18 protein-coding genes are annotated in these 15685 nt (G+C 62.5%); 9 read left to right on the forward strand and 9 right to left on the reverse strand.

The window, feature by feature from the left end; translation table 11 throughout:
- Window positions 1–9: 9 nt before the first annotated feature.
- Both purC and FZX13_RS09340 read right to left on the reverse strand, forming a co-directional pair.
- On the reverse strand, window positions 10–762 hold the full coding sequence (purC, locus tag FZX13_RS09335) for a phosphoribosylaminoimidazolesuccinocarboxamide synthase (protein ID WP_226409358.1): 753 nt from the start codon (window positions 760–762) through the stop codon (window positions 10–12).
- Window positions 759–1652: a hypothetical protein gene (locus tag FZX13_RS09340; protein WP_226409359.1), complete on the reverse strand. Its 894-nt coding sequence runs from the start codon at window positions 1650–1652 to the stop codon at window positions 759–761. Before FZX13_RS09340 ends, purC begins: the two co-directional genes overlap by 4 nt.
- 58 nt (window positions 1653–1710) lie before the next feature.
- Between FZX13_RS09340 and purD the strand changes: the two genes are divergently transcribed.
- Window positions 1711–3018 carry a phosphoribosylamine--glycine ligase gene (purD, locus tag FZX13_RS09345; RefSeq protein WP_226409361.1) on the forward strand — a complete coding sequence of 436 codons (1308 nt, stop codon included), beginning with the start codon at window positions 1711–1713 and terminating at the stop codon, window positions 3016–3018.
- Window positions 3015–5081 carry an ATP-binding protein gene (locus FZX13_RS09350; RefSeq protein WP_226409363.1) on the forward strand — a complete coding sequence of 689 codons (2067 nt, stop codon included), beginning with the start codon at window positions 3015–3017 and terminating at the stop codon, window positions 5079–5081. The genes purD and FZX13_RS09350 overlap by 4 nt, the downstream gene beginning before the upstream one ends.
- Window position 5082: 1 nt before the next feature.
- Here FZX13_RS09350 and kaiC read toward each other — a convergent pair whose 3' ends face one another.
- The 3 genes from kaiC to FZX13_RS09365 all read right to left on the reverse strand — a co-directional run bounded on the left by kaiC (window position 5083) and on the right by FZX13_RS09365 (window position 7933).
- Window positions 5083–6621, reverse strand: a complete 1539-nt coding sequence (gene kaiC, locus FZX13_RS09355) for a circadian clock protein KaiC (protein ID WP_115022615.1) — start codon at window positions 6619–6621, stop codon at window positions 5083–5085.
- Window positions 6622–6686: 65 nt separating this feature from the next.
- Window positions 6687–7052: a circadian clock protein KaiB gene (kaiB, locus tag FZX13_RS09360; RefSeq protein ID WP_115022346.1), complete on the reverse strand. Its 366-nt coding sequence runs from the start codon at window positions 7050–7052 to the stop codon at window positions 6687–6689.
- Complete coding sequence (locus FZX13_RS09365) at window positions 7049–7933, reverse strand: circadian clock protein KaiA (protein ID WP_226409365.1); 885 nt, start codon at window positions 7931–7933, stop codon at window positions 7049–7051. Before FZX13_RS09365 ends, kaiB begins: the two co-directional genes overlap by 4 nt.
- Before the next feature lie 132 nt (window positions 7934–8065).
- Here FZX13_RS09365 and rplU point away from each other — a divergent pair, with 132 nt between their 5' ends.
- Window positions 8066–8431: a 50S ribosomal protein L21 gene (rplU, locus tag FZX13_RS09370; RefSeq protein ID WP_226409367.1), complete on the forward strand. Its 366-nt coding sequence runs from the start codon at window positions 8066–8068 to the stop codon at window positions 8429–8431.
- 46 nt (window positions 8432–8477) lie between these two features.
- Window positions 8478–8744, forward strand: a complete 267-nt coding sequence (rpmA, locus tag FZX13_RS09375; protein WP_226409369.1) for a 50S ribosomal protein L27 — start codon at window positions 8478–8480, stop codon at window positions 8742–8744.
- 70 nt (window positions 8745–8814) lie between these two features.
- Here the strand turns inward: rpmA and FZX13_RS09380 are convergent, their stop codons facing one another.
- On the reverse strand, window positions 8815–9567 hold the full coding sequence (locus tag FZX13_RS09380; RefSeq protein WP_226397999.1) for a bifunctional 2-polyprenyl-6-hydroxyphenol methylase/3-demethylubiquinol 3-O-methyltransferase UbiG: 753 nt from the start codon (window positions 9565–9567) through the stop codon (window positions 8815–8817).
- Between the two features lie 41 nt (window positions 9568–9608).
- On the opposite strand from FZX13_RS09380, the gene truB reads away from it, so the two are divergent.
- From truB to FZX13_RS09395, 3 genes are all read left to right on the forward strand, one after another.
- Complete coding sequence (truB, locus tag FZX13_RS09385) at window positions 9609–10517, forward strand: tRNA pseudouridine(55) synthase TruB (protein ID WP_226409442.1); 909 nt, start codon at window positions 9609–9611, stop codon at window positions 10515–10517.
- A 53-nt stretch (window positions 10518–10570) separates the two neighbouring features.
- Complete coding sequence (locus FZX13_RS09390) at window positions 10571–11314, forward strand: YebC/PmpR family DNA-binding transcriptional regulator (protein WP_115022355.1); 744 nt, start codon at window positions 10571–10573, stop codon at window positions 11312–11314.
- A gap of 105 nt (window positions 11315–11419) precedes the next feature.
- A complete protein-coding gene (locus FZX13_RS09395) occupies window positions 11420–11590 on the forward strand; it encodes a Nif11 family protein (protein ID WP_115022356.1) in 171 nt (56 codons plus the stop codon).
- A 32-nt stretch (window positions 11591–11622) separates the two neighbouring features.
- On the opposite strand, the gene FZX13_RS09400 is transcribed toward FZX13_RS09395, so the two are convergent.
- From FZX13_RS09400 to FZX13_RS09410, 3 genes are read right to left on the reverse strand one after another with little or no spacing between them, the layout of a single operon-like run.
- Window positions 11623–11886 carry a hypothetical protein gene (locus FZX13_RS09400; RefSeq protein ID WP_115022618.1) on the reverse strand — a complete coding sequence of 88 codons (264 nt, stop codon included), beginning with the start codon at window positions 11884–11886 and terminating at the stop codon, window positions 11623–11625.
- A 19-nt stretch (window positions 11887–11905) separates the two neighbouring features.
- The gene (locus FZX13_RS09405; protein WP_226409371.1) at window positions 11906–12637 is read right to left on the reverse strand and encodes a glucosamine-6-phosphate deaminase; all 732 of its coding nucleotides are present in this window, start codon (window positions 12635–12637) and stop codon (window positions 11906–11908) included.
- Window position 12638: 1 nt separating this feature from the next.
- Entirely contained in the window at window positions 12639–14072 is a 1434-nt protein-coding gene (locus tag FZX13_RS09410) for a SpoIID/LytB domain-containing protein (protein ID WP_370630808.1), read from the reverse strand.
- A gap of 59 nt (window positions 14073–14131) precedes the next feature.
- On the opposite strand from FZX13_RS09410, the gene rnz reads away from it, so the two are divergent.
- A complete protein-coding gene (gene rnz, locus FZX13_RS09415; RefSeq protein WP_226397994.1) occupies window positions 14132–15091 on the forward strand; it encodes a ribonuclease Z in 960 nt (319 codons plus the stop codon).
- A gap of 74 nt (window positions 15092–15165) precedes the next feature.
- A complete protein-coding gene (gene psbV, locus FZX13_RS09420) occupies window positions 15166–15678 on the forward strand; it encodes a photosystem II cytochrome c-550 (RefSeq protein WP_115022620.1) in 513 nt (170 codons plus the stop codon).
- The last annotated feature ends 7 nt before the right edge of the window (window positions 15679–15685 follow it).

The raw sequence follows: 15685 nt of genomic DNA on the forward strand, positions 1-15685 counted from the left end.
GCGCCGACCTTACAGGCAGTTGCGGGGGTTGGCGCAGGTGCCTTGGACCCGTTTGAGGACCTCCCCGTAGGCCTCCATCACCCCGCCGAGATCCTTGCGGAAGCGATCCTTGTCCAAAATCCGGTCGTCGGCGTTGCTGTTGCGGCGGTCCCAGAGCCTGCAGGTGTCAGGGCTGATCTCATCAGCAAGCAGGAGTGTTCCATCGGACGCCAGCCCCAACTCCAACTTGAAATCCACCAGCTGCAAATCAATTTCTTCAAAAAAAGGCCGCAGCACCCCATTCACCCTGCGGGCAAGTTGTTCAATTGCTGACAGTTGCGCTGGGTCCGCCACACCCAGCAGATGCACGCGGGCCTCGGTCAACAGAGGATCCCCAAGGGCGTCGTCCTTGTAATACAGATCCAACAGGGCTGGATCGATGGGTGTGCCCTCGGTGATTGGGGTCTGACGGCAGAGCGATCCTGTGGCGGTGTTGCGGAGAACCACCTCCAAGGGAATGATCTCCACCCGTCGCACCTGCATCCAGGTCTCCCCGGCCAGACCGCAGTAATGGGTCGGCACCCCCTCGCGCTCCAGCAGCTCGAACAACCGTGCCGAGATCTGACAATTCAGCCGACCTTTGTTCTCCAGCTGGGCTTTTTTCTGGGCATTGAAGGCCGTGGCGTCGTTTTTGAACTCCACCAGCACCCGGTCGGGATCCGCGCTCGCGAACACCCGCTTCGCCTTGCCCTCGTAAAGCAGCTCTCCGTGATCGGGCGTCATGGCGACGGTGCAAAGGCAGAAGGACTTACATCAGCATGGCCTCCGGGGTCCCGCGGTGAACGCAGCAGGGGATCGGGGTCGTTCTCCGGCTGCAGTTGCTGGAGGGCATAGCGGTCGTCAAGGACATTGGCCAACCGTTCCATCCGCTGCCGCGGCCGGGCGCCATCGCCCCCTGCAGCCAGCTGCAGTTGCAGCTGCTGTCGCAACAGCTCCATCGCCAATCCCCAGGCCTCTGCCGCCGCCGCCTGATCCAAGGCGGTTTCCAGCAGTTGATCGGCTTGCTCAAACTGATCGGCATCGAGCCATTGCGCCGCTCGCGCCATTCGCCTCGCCCCCTGCACACCCGACAGATCCGCCATCAGCTGCACCTCCACAGCCACAGCGTTTCGGCCCTGGGCTGCCTCGTGCAAAGCCAACTGATCCAGGCCATTGACCTGACCTGGCAACAGCGGGGCGTTCAGGGCGGTCAGGTTGCCGACCACCAAACGCCGTAGGGACAAGGCCGCCTGGCGGTGATCCAGGGCTGCTGCTGCTGCTCGCCAGCGCAGCAGCAGCCACTTCCGCCGTTCATCTCCAGCCCTTGGGCTGTAGCGATTGAGCACCACCGCCGCCGCTTCGGGTGCGCCACAGCTCATCAAGGCTTCGGCGTTCTCTAACACCAAGTCCAACGAATCGATGACGGGATGCAGCGCTAAAAGTCGATCGCGCAAGTCCTGGCGACGGCGATCGGTATCAGCGATCAACGGGTCCAGACAGGCCTGCTCCGCAGCGTCCACATCCATCGCAACGAGAACGGTCTGAAAGCGTTCCTCGCTCATCACCTGCGGATCGGGTGCCGCCGTGACAGCAGCCAGAAGGGTGAGAGCGAAGGGGAAAAGGGGAGTCCCCATGACGGGCTGCGGTCTACAAAGGAAAACCTACGAGGCCCAAACCGTTCCTTCCGAAACCATGGCCATCTCGTCCACCCGTCCCAGCACGCTGCCCACGCTCCAACGTGCCCTCGTCGTCGGCGGCGGCGGCAGGGAACAGTCCCTGGCCTGGGCCCTCAGCCGTTGCCCCGGCCTGGATACGGTCTGGGTCACCCCAGGTAATGGGGGCGATGAAGGCAGCGCCCTGGCCGTGGCCGAAACCGATAGCGATGGGTTGATTGCCCTCTGCCAGCAGAACGCCATTGATCTGGTGGTGGTGGGGCCGGAAGCTCCTCTGGCCGCTGGCGTGGCCGATGCCCTGCGCGATGCAGGATTCTCCGTGTTCGGCCCAGGAGCAGAGGGCGCCCAACTGGAGGCCAGCAAGGCCTGGGCCAAGCAGCTGATGCAGGAGGCCGGGGTCCCCACAGCAGGCCACTGGGCGGTGGCCAATGAGGCGGAAGCGCTCGCGGTGTTGCAGGAGGTGCAACGTCCACTGGTGGTCAAAGCTGATGGCTTGGCCGCCGGCAAGGGCGTCACGGTGGCGAACACGGTGGAGGAGTCGGAAGCCGCCATCCGCGAGGCCTTCGAAGGGCGGTTCGGTGCTGCGGGCTCTCAGCTGGTGCTGGAAGAGCGGATGGAGGGTCCTGAAGTGTCGGTGTTCGCCCTGTGCGATGGGGAGCGGATGGTGCTGTTGCCACCAGCGCAGGACCACAAGCGGCTCAATGAAGGCGATCGCGGTCCGAACACCGGTGGCATGGGCGCCTATGCCCCCGCCCCGCTTCTGGATGCCGACGGGCTCGACGCCGTGCGCCAGCTCGTGCTCGAGCCCACATTGGAGGCCCTACGACGTCGCGGTATCGATTACCGCGGGGTGATCTATGCAGGCCTGATGCTCACGGCCGATGGCCCCCAGGTCATTGAATTCAACTGTCGCTTCGGTGATCCCGAATGCCAGACGTTGATGCCCCTACTGGGCCCCGAGATCGCCGCTGTACTTCAGGCCTGTGCCCTGGGCCGCCTTGATCTGGCCCCGCAGCTGAGCATCGCCGACCGTTGCAGTGCTTGCGTTGTCGCCGCAGCGGAGGGCTACCCAGAAGCGCCCCGCAAAGGCGATGCCATCCGCATCGACCTCCCCCCAAGCCCCGACCATCAGCTGTTCCACGCCGGCACCCGCCGCGAAAGCACCGGGGAACTGCTCACCGCAGGGGGCCGGGTGCTGGCCGTGGTAGCCCAGGGCGATGACTTCGATGCGGCGTTTGCAGGGGCCTACAACGGTCTGAACCAACTGGATTACGCCGGAATCACCTACCGTCGCGATATAGGTCATCAAGTGCGCTCGGGCGGATGAGCAGCAGCAGCGGAGCCACGATCGCTGATTGGGCTCTTCCCCCCCAAGGCAAACCCCCGGGGGAAGACCAGAACCTGTGGGACCGCATCACCGCCTGGTGGGCAGAATTCACCCTCCAGACCAAGCTGCTGGCGATCGCCACCCTGGTGGTGAGTTTGATGATGACGGGCATCACATTTTTCGCGCTGAATGGAATTCAGCGCGATGCAGTGATGAGCGACACGCGCTATGCCAGGGATCTTGGCTTGCTGCTGGCCGGAAATGTCACCGAACTGGTGGCCCAGGGGCAGGACCGTGAGCTCGCCAACGTCGCCGAAAAGTTTTGGCGCTCGAGTCGCAGCGTTCGCTACATCTTCTTCGCCGATCCCGAAGGCGTCGTTTATTTGGGGATCCCCATCAGCGCCACCCCCAGCAATGGCGATGGGGAACTGCGTCTGAATCGCCGGCTTGAACTGCCTGACGAGCTGCGCCGACGCCCCCAGAACCCCTTGGTTCGGCAACACTTGACGCCCCAAGGGGCCGTCACAGACGTGTTTGTGCCCCTGATTCGGGGAGGTCAGTACTACGGCGTGCTCGGCCTCGGTGTGAACCCGAATGAAACCGCCCTGGCCAGTGCAGCCCTCACCCGCGAAGTCACGGTGGCGGTGTTCATCTCGATCTGGGTGCTGGTGATTCTTGGAGCCGTGTTCAACGCCCTCACCATCACCCGTCCGGTCAAGGAACTGCTGCGGGGGGTGCGCTCCGTCGCCTCAGGCAACTTCGGCACTCGTGTTGACCTGCCGGTGGGAGGGGAACTGGGAGAGTTACTGAATGGGTTCAACGCCATGGCCTCTCAGCTCGAGGCTTATGACGAAGCCAACATCGAGGAACTCACGGCCGCCCAGGTCAAGCAGCAATCGTTGATCGCCACCATGGCAGACGGGGCGATGCTGCTGGATGCCGACGGCAGGATCGTGCTGGCGAATCCCACAGCGAGGCGCCTGTTCCGCTGGGAAGGGCGCAGCCTGGAAGGCAAGGAGCTGGTGGGAGAACTACCCGAACTGCTGGCGATCGAACTGCACAGTCCCCTTGATGCCCTGCTGGGTGGTTCCTCTGACAGTGAAGATCTGCGCTGCAGCGTGGGGGAACCAGCCCGCACCCTGCGCATCGTTCTACAGGCCGTGCGTGATGCCAGTGGAGAAAGCCTCAAAGGCATCGCCGTCACCATCCAAGACCTCACCCGCGAGGTGGAGCTGAATGCAGCCCAGAGCCGTTTCATCAGCAACGTCTCCCACGAATTGCGCACCCCGCTATTCAACATCAAGAGCTACGTCGAAACCCTGCACGACCTCGGCGATCAGCTCAGCCCTGAAGAACACAAGGAGTTTCTCGGGGTTGCCAACGACGAAACCGATCGACTCACCCGATTGGTGAACGATGTGCTGGACCTCTCCCGGTTGGAGTCGGGTCGAACACTGCAGTTCGAACCGATCAGCATGCGCCCGGCCATGGAGCAGACCTTGCGTACCTACAGGCTGAATGCCGAGGATCGCCAGGTTGAGCTGGTGCTGGATGTTCCGGAAGACTTGCCTGAAGTGCTGGGCAACTGGGACCTTCTGCTCCAGGTGCTCGACAACCTGATGGGCAATGCCCTCAAGTTCAGCCGCCCCGGTGGCCCCCTCGCGCTGAGGGCCTATGCCTGGCCCGACACCTGTTCGGTGGAGGGAACAGCGATCACGGGAAGTGATGGACCCACCTGCGCCCTCACCTCACCGCTGCCCAAGCTCAGGGTGGAAATCGCCGACACGGGATGCGGGATCAGTAATGCCGATCAGGAACGCATTTTCGATCGCTTCTTCCGGGTCGAAAATGCCGTTCACACTGAAGTGGGCACCGGGCTGGGCCTCTCAATCGTGCAGGGCATCCTCGAGAAACACGGGGCTCAAATTCAGATGGTGAGTGAGCCTGAAGTCGGAACCACCTTCTGGTTTGAGCTGCCGTTAGCGGAAGCCGACAAAGATGAGTTGCAACTACAAGCAGAGCGTCGCAGTCGCAACTCCATCGCCGAGGCCGTCGAGCTTTAGATCAATCCTCGCTGGAGACACCCCGGGCGATGCGCGACAACTCGCTGCGCTCATCCGATGTCACCCGATGAGGCACACCAGAGATGATCCTCTCGAAGTTGGAGAAGGAGTCCTTGATCTGTGGACCATTGCCCGTGATCACAAATTCGCGGATGCCCTTGTCATGCCAGGAACCACGCATCTTGAACACATTCAAGGCACGGGCCATCTCACCGCGGATCTCAACGTATTGCAGCAGCAGGATCGTGTCGGTGATGGTGGAGATGTGGGAATCAGTGATCGAGTGGCTGCCCATGAACTCCTCGGAGGTGTTCGTGAAGAAGCCAGCGATCTCCTCCTGCTTCGCATATCCGGTCACCCCGATCACGAACTGACGGAAGGCGTTATGGCTCACGCCGCGCGCCAGGGCTGAGAGGGAGTCGATCGCCATCCGCGACGGCTTGAACTGACTGATCTCCGTTTTGATGATCTGCAGATGATCTTCAAGACCCGTGGATTCGGGGTAGGCGCAGATGATCTTGAGCAGTCCGTCCTGCTCCATCTGTTCAAAATCGATGCCCCAGCTGGTGCCATTGCGGAGCAACTGAGCGCGCGATTCCTCATAGGCGAAGAGGATGGCGCGTTCCTTGTTACGGCAGGCGTCTTCGATGAATTTGGAGACGAGCATCGTCTTGCCCGTGCCAGTGGCACCGGTGGCCAGAATGATCGAATCCTTGAAGAAGCCGCCACCGCACATGTCGTCGAGGCGAGGCACACCAGAACTCACCCGAACATTCGACGACCGTTGGGTGAGGCGCATGGCCCCAAGCGGGAAGATGCTGATGCCGTGGGTTCCCATGGTGAAGGGGAACTCACCCTTCATGTGGGTCGTGCCCCGCAGCTTGAGAATTTCAACAGTGCGCCGGCGCCGCTCTCCCTCAAGCACGTTGCGGAGGATCACCACATTGTCGGAGACGAATTCCTCAACGCCATAGCGGGCGATAGGGCCGTACTCGTCGATGCGCTCGGTGGTCATCACCGTGGTGACGCCAATTTCCTTGAGCCGGGCGATCAAGCGAAAAATCTCACGACGCACCACAAAGACTGCGTCGTATTGCTGGAACACCGCCGTGATCGAATCAATAGCAACACGCTTGGCTTTGTACTTGCGGATGGCGTAGTTAATCCGCTCGATCAGACCCGAGAGATCAAAACTTCCGGCCACATCCTGGCCGTCGGGATCCGGTGAGGCATCAAGGATGAAAAGTTTGTCCTGCTCGACCATCTCCTGCAGGTTCCAGCCGAAGCTGGCGGCATTGCGCAGGATGTCGAGGGGCGACTCCTCGAAGGTGACGAAGATGCCGGGTTCGTCGAAATCCTTGATGCCGTTGTGGAGGAAGTGCAGCGAGAACACCGTCTTTCCGGTGCCGGACGTACCGCTAATCAGCGTGCTACGGCCGATCGGTAGGCCGCCCTGGCAGACATCATCAAAGCCCTCGATCCCTGTCGGGAGCTTTTGAACCTGCATCTGAGGCTGACCGCTGGTCGGAGGGAACTGCATGGCGAACACCTATGACTTGACCGTAGTGAGCAGGAGTTGAACCGTGCTGGAGCGCACCATGTCGCTTAAGGATCCGACGTGATCGTCGTGTCGGTCTCCTCATCGACAGCGTCGATCACACTTGAGTTAAGAGCCGTGTCGGAAAGCTCGTCGTACAGAAGATCGAGACCGATCAGAACCCGCTCCCGATCAGAGAGATCACCGATGATGCGGCGCACCGGCGGGGGAAGAATCTTGGACAACGTCGGCGTTGCAAGAATTTTGTCCTCCTCCGCCAGTTGCGGATTTTTGAGCACATCAATCACCTTGAGGGCATAGACACCCCTGAATTCGGTTTCAAGGATGTTGCGCAAGGTTTTCAGCGCCCGCATCGAATTGGGCGTGTTGCCCGCCACGTAGAGCTTGAGGATGTAGGTCTTGCGGGGACTCATGACGACTCCTCCGAGGCATCGAGCTGATCCATCGGGCGACGTACACGGCTGGAGGCCGTGCCCGATAAAGGAAGGTCCGGCGGAATGGAACGCCGGTACATCTCACACAGATGGGCCATCACGTCGAGAAGCGCAAGGCGGTAATCCTGAAGAAAGTCATGTTTGTGGCCCTCCAAACTCAGCTGTTTCCAGAATTCATCGATGAGATCCACGTGAATCTCAACGGTTCGCGTGATGGGCAGATCACTGAAAAAAGCTGTATTCACAAAGCTTTCCAGGGCCTGGTTGGACGCTGCCGGATCACTGAAATAACTCGCGAGTAAGTCCCGATAGGTGCGTTGCAGCGAAAGGAGCAAATCCCGGCGCTCTTCAGGAGCCAAGCTCCCTAAAAATCGAGACGGATCACGTTTGTAGAAAACCCCGAGATAACCGAGTCGTTCCTGTAGACGTTCGGAGAGGTTGTCAACGGCTTTGCTTCGGCTGGCGGGGTCTTCTTGGCGGCCATCGGCGCGGCCCTGCCGCAGAAAGCGGGAAATTGCCGCGTCAACGTTGTATCCCAGCTGGGCCAGCTGGTCGTCGGGCAGATGCAGCTCCTCGGGGTGGTAATCCACATGGCCCTTCACTTCCCCAACGATCACGGCCGGGAAGAGCAGACCAGCAGAGTGCAGCTGCTCCCTGACCTCAGCGTCCAGAAGAGTCTGCTCAAGCACCACGGCATCGAAGTCGTCCTGCCTGGGCCCGAGGACGGCCGTCAGGGCCTCTCCAGCTTCAACACTTAGGACAACAGACTCATAGCGATTGGACGGCAGCCACTGGCGACAGGATTCCACCAGAGAAGGGCTGTCGAGGACGAGAGCAACAGTGAGGGCCGGCCTGGCCATCCGTTCAGCCGAATCATTGAAGTATCTGAATCTTGACGAGGGGGCGCGTCAGAGACGAAGATCTTTGTTTGTCTTTCGATTGCGGATCAGGCCTGAATCGGTTCGCCGAGCCTGAACGCGTCTTTTCACCCTATGGCCGACACCAAACCAGCCGCGGAACAGAGCGGGACCTACGCCATCGTTGAGGCGTCCGGCACCCAGATCTGGTTGCAGCCCAACCGTTACTACGACCTCGACAGGCTTCAAGCCGAGGTGGACGACACGATCAAGCTCAAGAACGTGCTTCTGGTTAAGGACGGCGGGGGCACCACCCTGGGCCAGCCCTACGTCAAGGACGCCACCGTGTCCCTCAAGGTGATGGCCCATCGCCGCGGGCCCAAGGTGATTGTGTACAAGATGCGCCCCAAAAAGAAAACCCGCCGCAAGAATGGTCATCGGCAGGAACTCACCCGGGTGATGGTTGAGTCCATCTCCGTGGGCGGCAAGGCCATCAGCTGACCTCATCCACCCGCTTCATCAAACGCCCCCACCACCATTCCTTCTCATGGCACATAAAAAAGGCACAGGCTCAACCCGTAACGGCCGCGACTCGAACGCCAAACGTCTTGGCGTGAAGGCCTACGGCGGAGAAACCGTCACCGCCGGATCCATCCTCATCCGCCAGCGCGGCACCTCCGTTCTTCCCGGTGTCAATGTCGGCAAGGGCAAAGACGACACCCTGTTTGCCCTCACCGATGGCGTAGTGAAGTTCGAATCAATCCGCCGCGGCCTGCGCAATCGCAAGCGCATCAACATCACCGCAGCGATCTGAGTTTCGACGCCAGCAACGATGAAAAGCCCCAATGCCGAATTGGCATTGGGGCTTCTTTATTGCCTCAGCCTCAGGGACGGCGGTACAGCCGGGCCGTAATCAGCAAGGGATGAAACACCTCCAGGAACTGGGCCTGCAGGGTGCGGAAAAACCCGTCCACCAGCGCCGGATCATCAAAATGGAAGGGGTACTCCCCCTGATGGCCCTTGAAGAAGTACCAGTTCAGGAGGGCAATGGCCCCGGGCGCCATGCGCTGGTGAAACTCAAGCAACTGCGCCGAGGGATCCGGCAGGTGTTCCAGCACATCGAGGCAGACCACCGCATCGAAACGCACGTCACCCGTGCTGCTGAGGTCCCGATGAACCGAGAGTTTGTCCGCCAGACCCAAGCTTTCCGCCCGTTGCTGCACAAAGGCCTGGTTGTGGGGGTTGAGATCAACAAACCAGACGTGGTCGACCTCCGGAAGCGCCGCCGCCGACAGGGCATGGGTGCCAATCCCACCACCGAAATCCAGCACCTGGCCTTGCACGGCAATACCTTGCAGCCGCAGGGTGTCCGCGATGTAGTCCGCACTGGAGAGGTGCCAAGCCGCCAGCTCCAGCAGGTGACCGGTACCCACCGTGTCCTCATAAAAGGCGGTGGCGTCCTCCGGTCGAAACGCACCGGGGTGCAGATCCGCCAGGTCGTCGGTGCTGCTGGGCAGACGCTGCTCCAGAAGCTCCGGCGTCAGGTTGAGATAACGGCTCAGATGTTGCTTGATGCCAAGACCGTTCGCCAGAAAAGCGGAGACGTCCACATCCGTGCTGCTGCGGAGCTGGGGCATGAATGGGCGTCAGGGCGCGGCCAACCTACGCAGACGGCGGAATGCAACAGTCGGAGCACCCCGCTCCAGCCCCGGTGAACGGCCCCTTCGGCTTCGTGGTGATCGACAAGCCCGCAGGCCTCACCTCCCATGCCTGCGTCAGCCGTCTGCGCCGCAGCTACGGCCTCAAGCGCGTGGGCCATGGCGGCACCCTCGATCCTGCAGTCACTGGAGTTCTCCCCATCGCTCTGGGCCCGGCAACCCGACTGCTTCCTTACCTCCCCGGAGAAAAGACGTACACCGGCGTCATCCAACTGGGGAAGCGCACCAGCAGCGACGACCTGGAGGGAGAGCTGCTGGACCAACAGGCCTGGCCCTCGCTAAGCGAGGCGGAGCTGGATGCCGCCCTGGAGCCGTTCCGAGGCGCGATTGAACAGCGACCGCCGCAGGTCTCAGCCGTCCATGTGGATGGCGAACGGGCCCATGCCAGGGCCCGGCGTGGCGAAGCAATGGATCTCCCGCCGCGAGCCGTCACGGTGCAGCGGCTGCAGCTTTTGGATTGGGATGAGGCCCAGGGGAGGCTCAGCATCGACGTTCACTGCTCCGCCGGCACCTACATCCGCTCGATCGCTCGGGATCTGGGGGCAAGCATCGGGTGTGGAGGCTGTCTGGCCTCGCTGCGCCGCACCCAGGCCCTGGGATTCCATGCTCACCAGGCCCATCCCCTACCGGAGCGTGACGCTCCGCCACCCGATCCCCTATCTCCGCTGCTGGCCCTAGCAGCCCTGCCCCGGCGGAATCTCACCGAAGCGGAACAGATCGACTGGCGTTGCGGCCGTCGCATCACGATGGAGCCCGGTGCTGGGGACGCTGTGGTGGTGTGCAACGCGGATGGGAGCATGGCTGGCATCGGCCACCGCGAGAACGAGGCTCTGTTGCGACCCAAAGTGGTGTTCGATGCAGCAGGCTGAACACACCCGGTCGGTCAGTACTCTCCGACCGCATTCCGCCCTGCCCTGACGCGATGGCTGGCCACAGCAAATGGTCACAAATCAAACGCACCAAGGCTGTCGTTGACGCCAAACGGGGGGCGGTGTTCACCCGTCTGGGCCGGGAAATCATGGTGGCGGCCCGCGCCGGAGCCGATCCCGCCGGGAATTTCCAGTTGCGGACGGCCATCAGCAAAGCCCGCGCAGCGGGAGTTCCCGCCTCCAACATCGAGCGCGCCATCGCCAAGGGCTCCGGCCAAGCGGGCGATGGGGTTCAGCTGGAGGAAGTGCGCTACGAGGGCTATGGCCCCGGCGGCATGGCGGTGCTGGTGGAGGCGCTCACCGACAACCGCAACCGCACTGCGGCGGATCTACGCCTGGCCTTCAGCAAGAACGGGGGCAACCTCGGTGAACACGGCTGCGTGGCCTATCTGTTTGAACACCGCAGCGAAGTAATCCTCAACGCGGGCCCCGAGGACGAAGAACGGCTGCTGGAAAGCCTCTTGGAGCTGGAGGCCGATGGCTATGAGCTGGAAGAGGCGGCCGTTGTGGTGCACGGCCCGTTCGAGGCCTTGGAGAACCTTCAGGACGGCTTGCGCCGGGATGACTGGGATGTGCGGGAGTGGGGGCACCACTGGTCCGCCCAGACCAGCGTCCCGGTGAATGATCCAGACATTGCCCGCAGCTGCCTGAAGCTGCTGGATTCCCTCGACGGGCTCGACGATGTTCGCAGCGTCAGCGCCAACCTCGATCTCGCCGAAGGCCTGGAGATCGACTGACCCCTTCTTGAAGTTTGTCGTCAGCAAATCCGCACCAAAGCTTGCGCTCCTGAGCCCCCTACAACCCCAGAGCTAGGCCGAAGGAATCCCTACTGGAGGATCGCCATGTCCATGAAACAGCTGGAGACGTTCATGTCGCGGGTTCAGAGCAACGACTCCCTGCGCGACGAGGTGCAGCGCTGCGGCAAGGACAACTCCTGCGTGGTCAAGGTTGGTGCCAAACACGGCCACAAGTTCTCGCCAGCTCTGCTGACCCGCTGGCAGCGCGAACACTGAGCACCGGAAGACTGCTGGCGGCGGGGTTCCCCTCAGGGGGCGCCTGTCGCCTCCTCCTCTTTGGCATCGGGTTGCTGACGAATCATCCGCGCCAGCATCTCCAACTTGGCATTTTCCGATTCAGACGCCCGGGTGGCCATCCAGGCACTAGCCGCCTTCTGCTGGGCCAGCTGCTGAACCAGCGCCAGGGCCGTTTCGCGCAATTGCTCGAGGTCCTGACAGTCCTGGATGAATCGCGTCCAGCGTTCCACCTCAAAACTCTGCTCGAGACGCCGTTCCAAGGGGTCGATGCTCATGGCCTCTGCCATCGGCTGTTCAAGCTAGAGCCGCTGCATCGCACCACAGCCAAACATTGGGGTGGGTCAGCAGCCAACTGGCAGGTAGCGAAGGGTCCGGCTCCTTCAGGGCGAGCAAGCGCTTGAGAATGCCTGACTTAGCGGCGCCAGTCACCACCAGATGAATCTCGGCAGCCTCGAGAATCTCGCGTAGGCCAAGGGTGATGGCCCGCTGGGGCACAGCCTCCACGCGCCCATCAAAGAGGGCAGCGTTCTGATGCCGGGTTGCAGGCGTCAGAACCACTTCATGACAGTGCTGGTCGGGGGGGCAGGGCGGCTCGTTGAAGCCGACATGTCCATTGCTGCCCAGCCCCAGCAGCTGCAGCCCGATGCCCCCGCAACGTGTCAGCTGCTCGCCGTAGCGGCGCGCAGCCGCCTGTCCGTCAGTGGCGGTGCTGTCGGGCAGGTGCACCGCTGACTGCGGCAACCCCAGTGGCGCAGCAAGGTGCTGGGTCATGTAAGCCCGATAACCCCGGGGATCCTCTGCAGAAAGCCCGAGATACTCGTCCAAGTTGAAACTGCACCAACTGGCGCGTAGCGCCTCCAGCTCATCGGCAGACCACGACAACAGCCGTTCCACCAGGGTCCTGTAGAGCGGCTCCATCGTGCGGCCCGTAGCCAGGCCCAACGGCTTCAGGGAGCGAGGCCCCTGGCCGGAGCCGCTGCGCAGATGGCGCTCCAGATGCGCCGCCAGCCCAGCGCAGAGATCCATGTCATTGGAGTGGCGCTGCAAATGACAGGGAAACCGGGCCAAAAGGCGAAACCTGAGCTTCCCTCCAGAGTGGCTTCGTCGGGGGCTTCAGCGCCAGCGATGGGTCGAAGTGCGGTCGGTAGGGAACGACCTCAGCACCGCGGTAATAGTGCTGGAGGATCGCGCGGAAGTCGGCCCCCTGCTCCGCCAGACCATGGGCCCCCCACTGGCTCATGCCAACACCATGGCCATAGCCCTGGCCCTTCACCAGCAGCTGTAGGCCGCTACCGGACCAACGACCAACTGAGGCTTTGCTGACCAGCACCGGCGGAGGTGCCACCAACAGTGGTGGGCGTCCTGGCCCCTGCCGGGCCACCGCCGCTGTGATCCGATCGATGCGGGATCCACTACTGGCCTGTGTGGTCCCACTCCGCACCGGGAAAGCCGCAGGTGGGCGCTGCCCCCCCGTCACCATCTCGAAGCTCACCAGGGTGCTTTTGAGACCCAACCGTTTGCGCAGCTCACCCCCGCTGAGCACCAACGATCCGCGTGGACCACGTAACCGGGCCTGGCGCACACGACCACTGCCGGACCGGCTGAGCACTTCAACGGCCTGGAGCCCACCGGTCTCCGGCAACCGCTGGCGCAAACCGGACGGATCAAACCATTGCTCCCAGCGATGCACCGGACTGTGCTGGTCGTGGTCTGGAACGCTGACCAGATATGGGTGCTGTCGGCGCCAGACCATCCCGCTCGCCTCGGTCACCCCTCCGGAGCTGCTGTGGAACACGGCATCGATCAAGCGCCCCCCATGAACAAGCACCAGCGCACGGGTACTGGCCACCGCCTGCAGGGTGCTCGGAGTTTCGGACTCCACACCGCGGTACACCTGACTCGCGACCGTCGCCTTCACATCCCAGGCCCCACCACGGCTTCGTTGTTTCAGCGCATAGGTCCGGGCCGCCACCGCCTGGGCCTGCAGCGCAGCCAAGGGCCAGCGATGAGGCATTTCGCTACCCACAACGCTGGCGAGATAGGTCTCGATGCCCAGGCTGTTGACCACCCGTAAGCGCCCGCCCCGTCCGCTGATGCGCAGCACACCGCGGTAGCGACGGGATCCCAGCCAGATGCCCCGTGGGTCGTCGTTCTGCACCGCCAGCAGGGTGCTGGGCCGCAGTGCCATCGAACGACCATCAACATTGGCACTCAGGCGCGTGCCCTGCAGGCTGAGTTGCAGCCGCTGTGGCCGTCGCTCGCCGCCAGGGAGGCCCTGCACCCGCAACGGCTGCGCACCATCGGAGCGCAGGCTGAGCTGGGTGTTCTCCAGGAGCAGTACGCGCATCTGTGGCTCCCGGCCACGGGCCAGCGCCGCGGGAGTTGGAGCGATCACAGCGACGAGCACCAGCCCGACGACAACGGAGGCGCGGCGCACGCTGGGGATCAAAAGGCGTCCCAGTGTGCCGCCTGATCCTCAGTTCAGCCAGATGGCAGCATGAGTCCTGAGGCGCACCGGCCTTGCAGGTCACTTTTCTCGGTACGAGTTCTGGGGTGCCCACCCGGGCCCGCAACGTCTCAGCAGTGGCCCTGCGCTTGCCGCAGCGCTCAGAGATGTGGCTTTTCGACTGTGGGGAGGGAACGCAGCATCAGTTTTTACGCAGTGATTTGCGCCTGTCGCAGCTGCGCAGGGTATTCATCACCCACATGCACGGCGACCATATTTTCGGCCTGCCGGGGCTCCTGGCGAGCCTCGGGCTTGCCGGCAGCAGCCCAGCGGGAGTGGATCTCTACGGACCGGACCCGCTCGAGAGTTACCTCAACGGTGTACTGAGAACCAGCTCCACCCGCATCGGCTATCCCCTGGAGGTGCATCGGGTGAGGTCAGCGGCAGAGCAGGGCTCGCTGCTGTTCGAGGACGACGACTTCACCGTGCGCTGCACCCCACTCACCCACCGCGTGCCGGCCTACGCCTATCGCATTGAACAGAAGCCCCTGGCCGGTCGGTTCGATATTCAGAAAGCACGGGAGCTCAACATCCCGCCCGGCCCCGTCTACGCCAGGCTGAAGCGGGGCGAAACGGTGAAGTTGGAAGACGGTCGCACCATCGACGGCACCAGCCTTTGCGGTGAGGAACGACCGGGAGTAAGCGTTGTTTATTGCACCGACACCGTGTTCTGCGATGCCGCCGTGGAGCTTGCCCAAGGCGCGGACCTGTTGATCCATGAATCCACCTTTGCCCATGGAGAGGCAGAGATGGCCTTCCAGAAACAGCATTCCACCAGCACGATGGCGGCCCAAACTGCCGCTGAAGCAGGGGTAGGGCAACTGGTGCTGACCCACCTCAGCCCGCGCTATGCACCAGGCAATCCTGTGACCCCCCAAAACCTGCTGGACGAGGCCAAGGCGATCTTTCCCAACACGCTGCTGGCCAAGGACTTTCTCAGCATTGACGTCAAACCACGCTGCAACAGTTTGTGATCCGGCCTCAGAGGGTCACTTCCCCGTGATACAAGAGCTGGGTGCGGTGAATGCGTCACGCCCCCCCAACCTTCATGGCCTCTGTGTTCTCTTCCTTGCGACGGTCCCTGAAGGGCCTTCTGGTCCTTATCCCGGTGCTGTTCGGCCTTGCCGTCATCTCGCCGGCTCAGGCGGCCCAGTGGGACGCTGAGACCCTGACGGTTCCAGCTAACCCTTCCGGGTCAGAGGTGACCTTCAGCGATCGGGAAATCGATGCTGGCCGCAAGGTGTTCAACACCAGCTGCGGAACCTGCCACGCTGGCGGCATCACCAAGACCAACCACAACGTTGGCTTAGATCCGGAAACTCTTGCCCTGGCCACCCCGGCCCGCGACAACGTCGAGGCCCTGGTCGACTACATGAAGGACCCGACCTCTTACGACGGCGAATACAGCATTGCCGACGTGCACCCCAGCATGCGCGACGCCGAGCTCTACCCCGCTATGCGTGACCTTGATGATGAGGATCTGCGCCTGATGGCCGGTTACATCCTTGTGTCACCCAAAGTTCAGGGAACTGCCTGGGGCGGTGGCAAGATCTACTTCTGATCAATCC

It is taken from the genome of Synechococcus sp. MU1625, assembly GCF_020514205.1.
Lineage (GTDB): Bacteria > Cyanobacteriota > Cyanobacteriia > PCC-6307 > Cyanobiaceae > Parasynechococcus.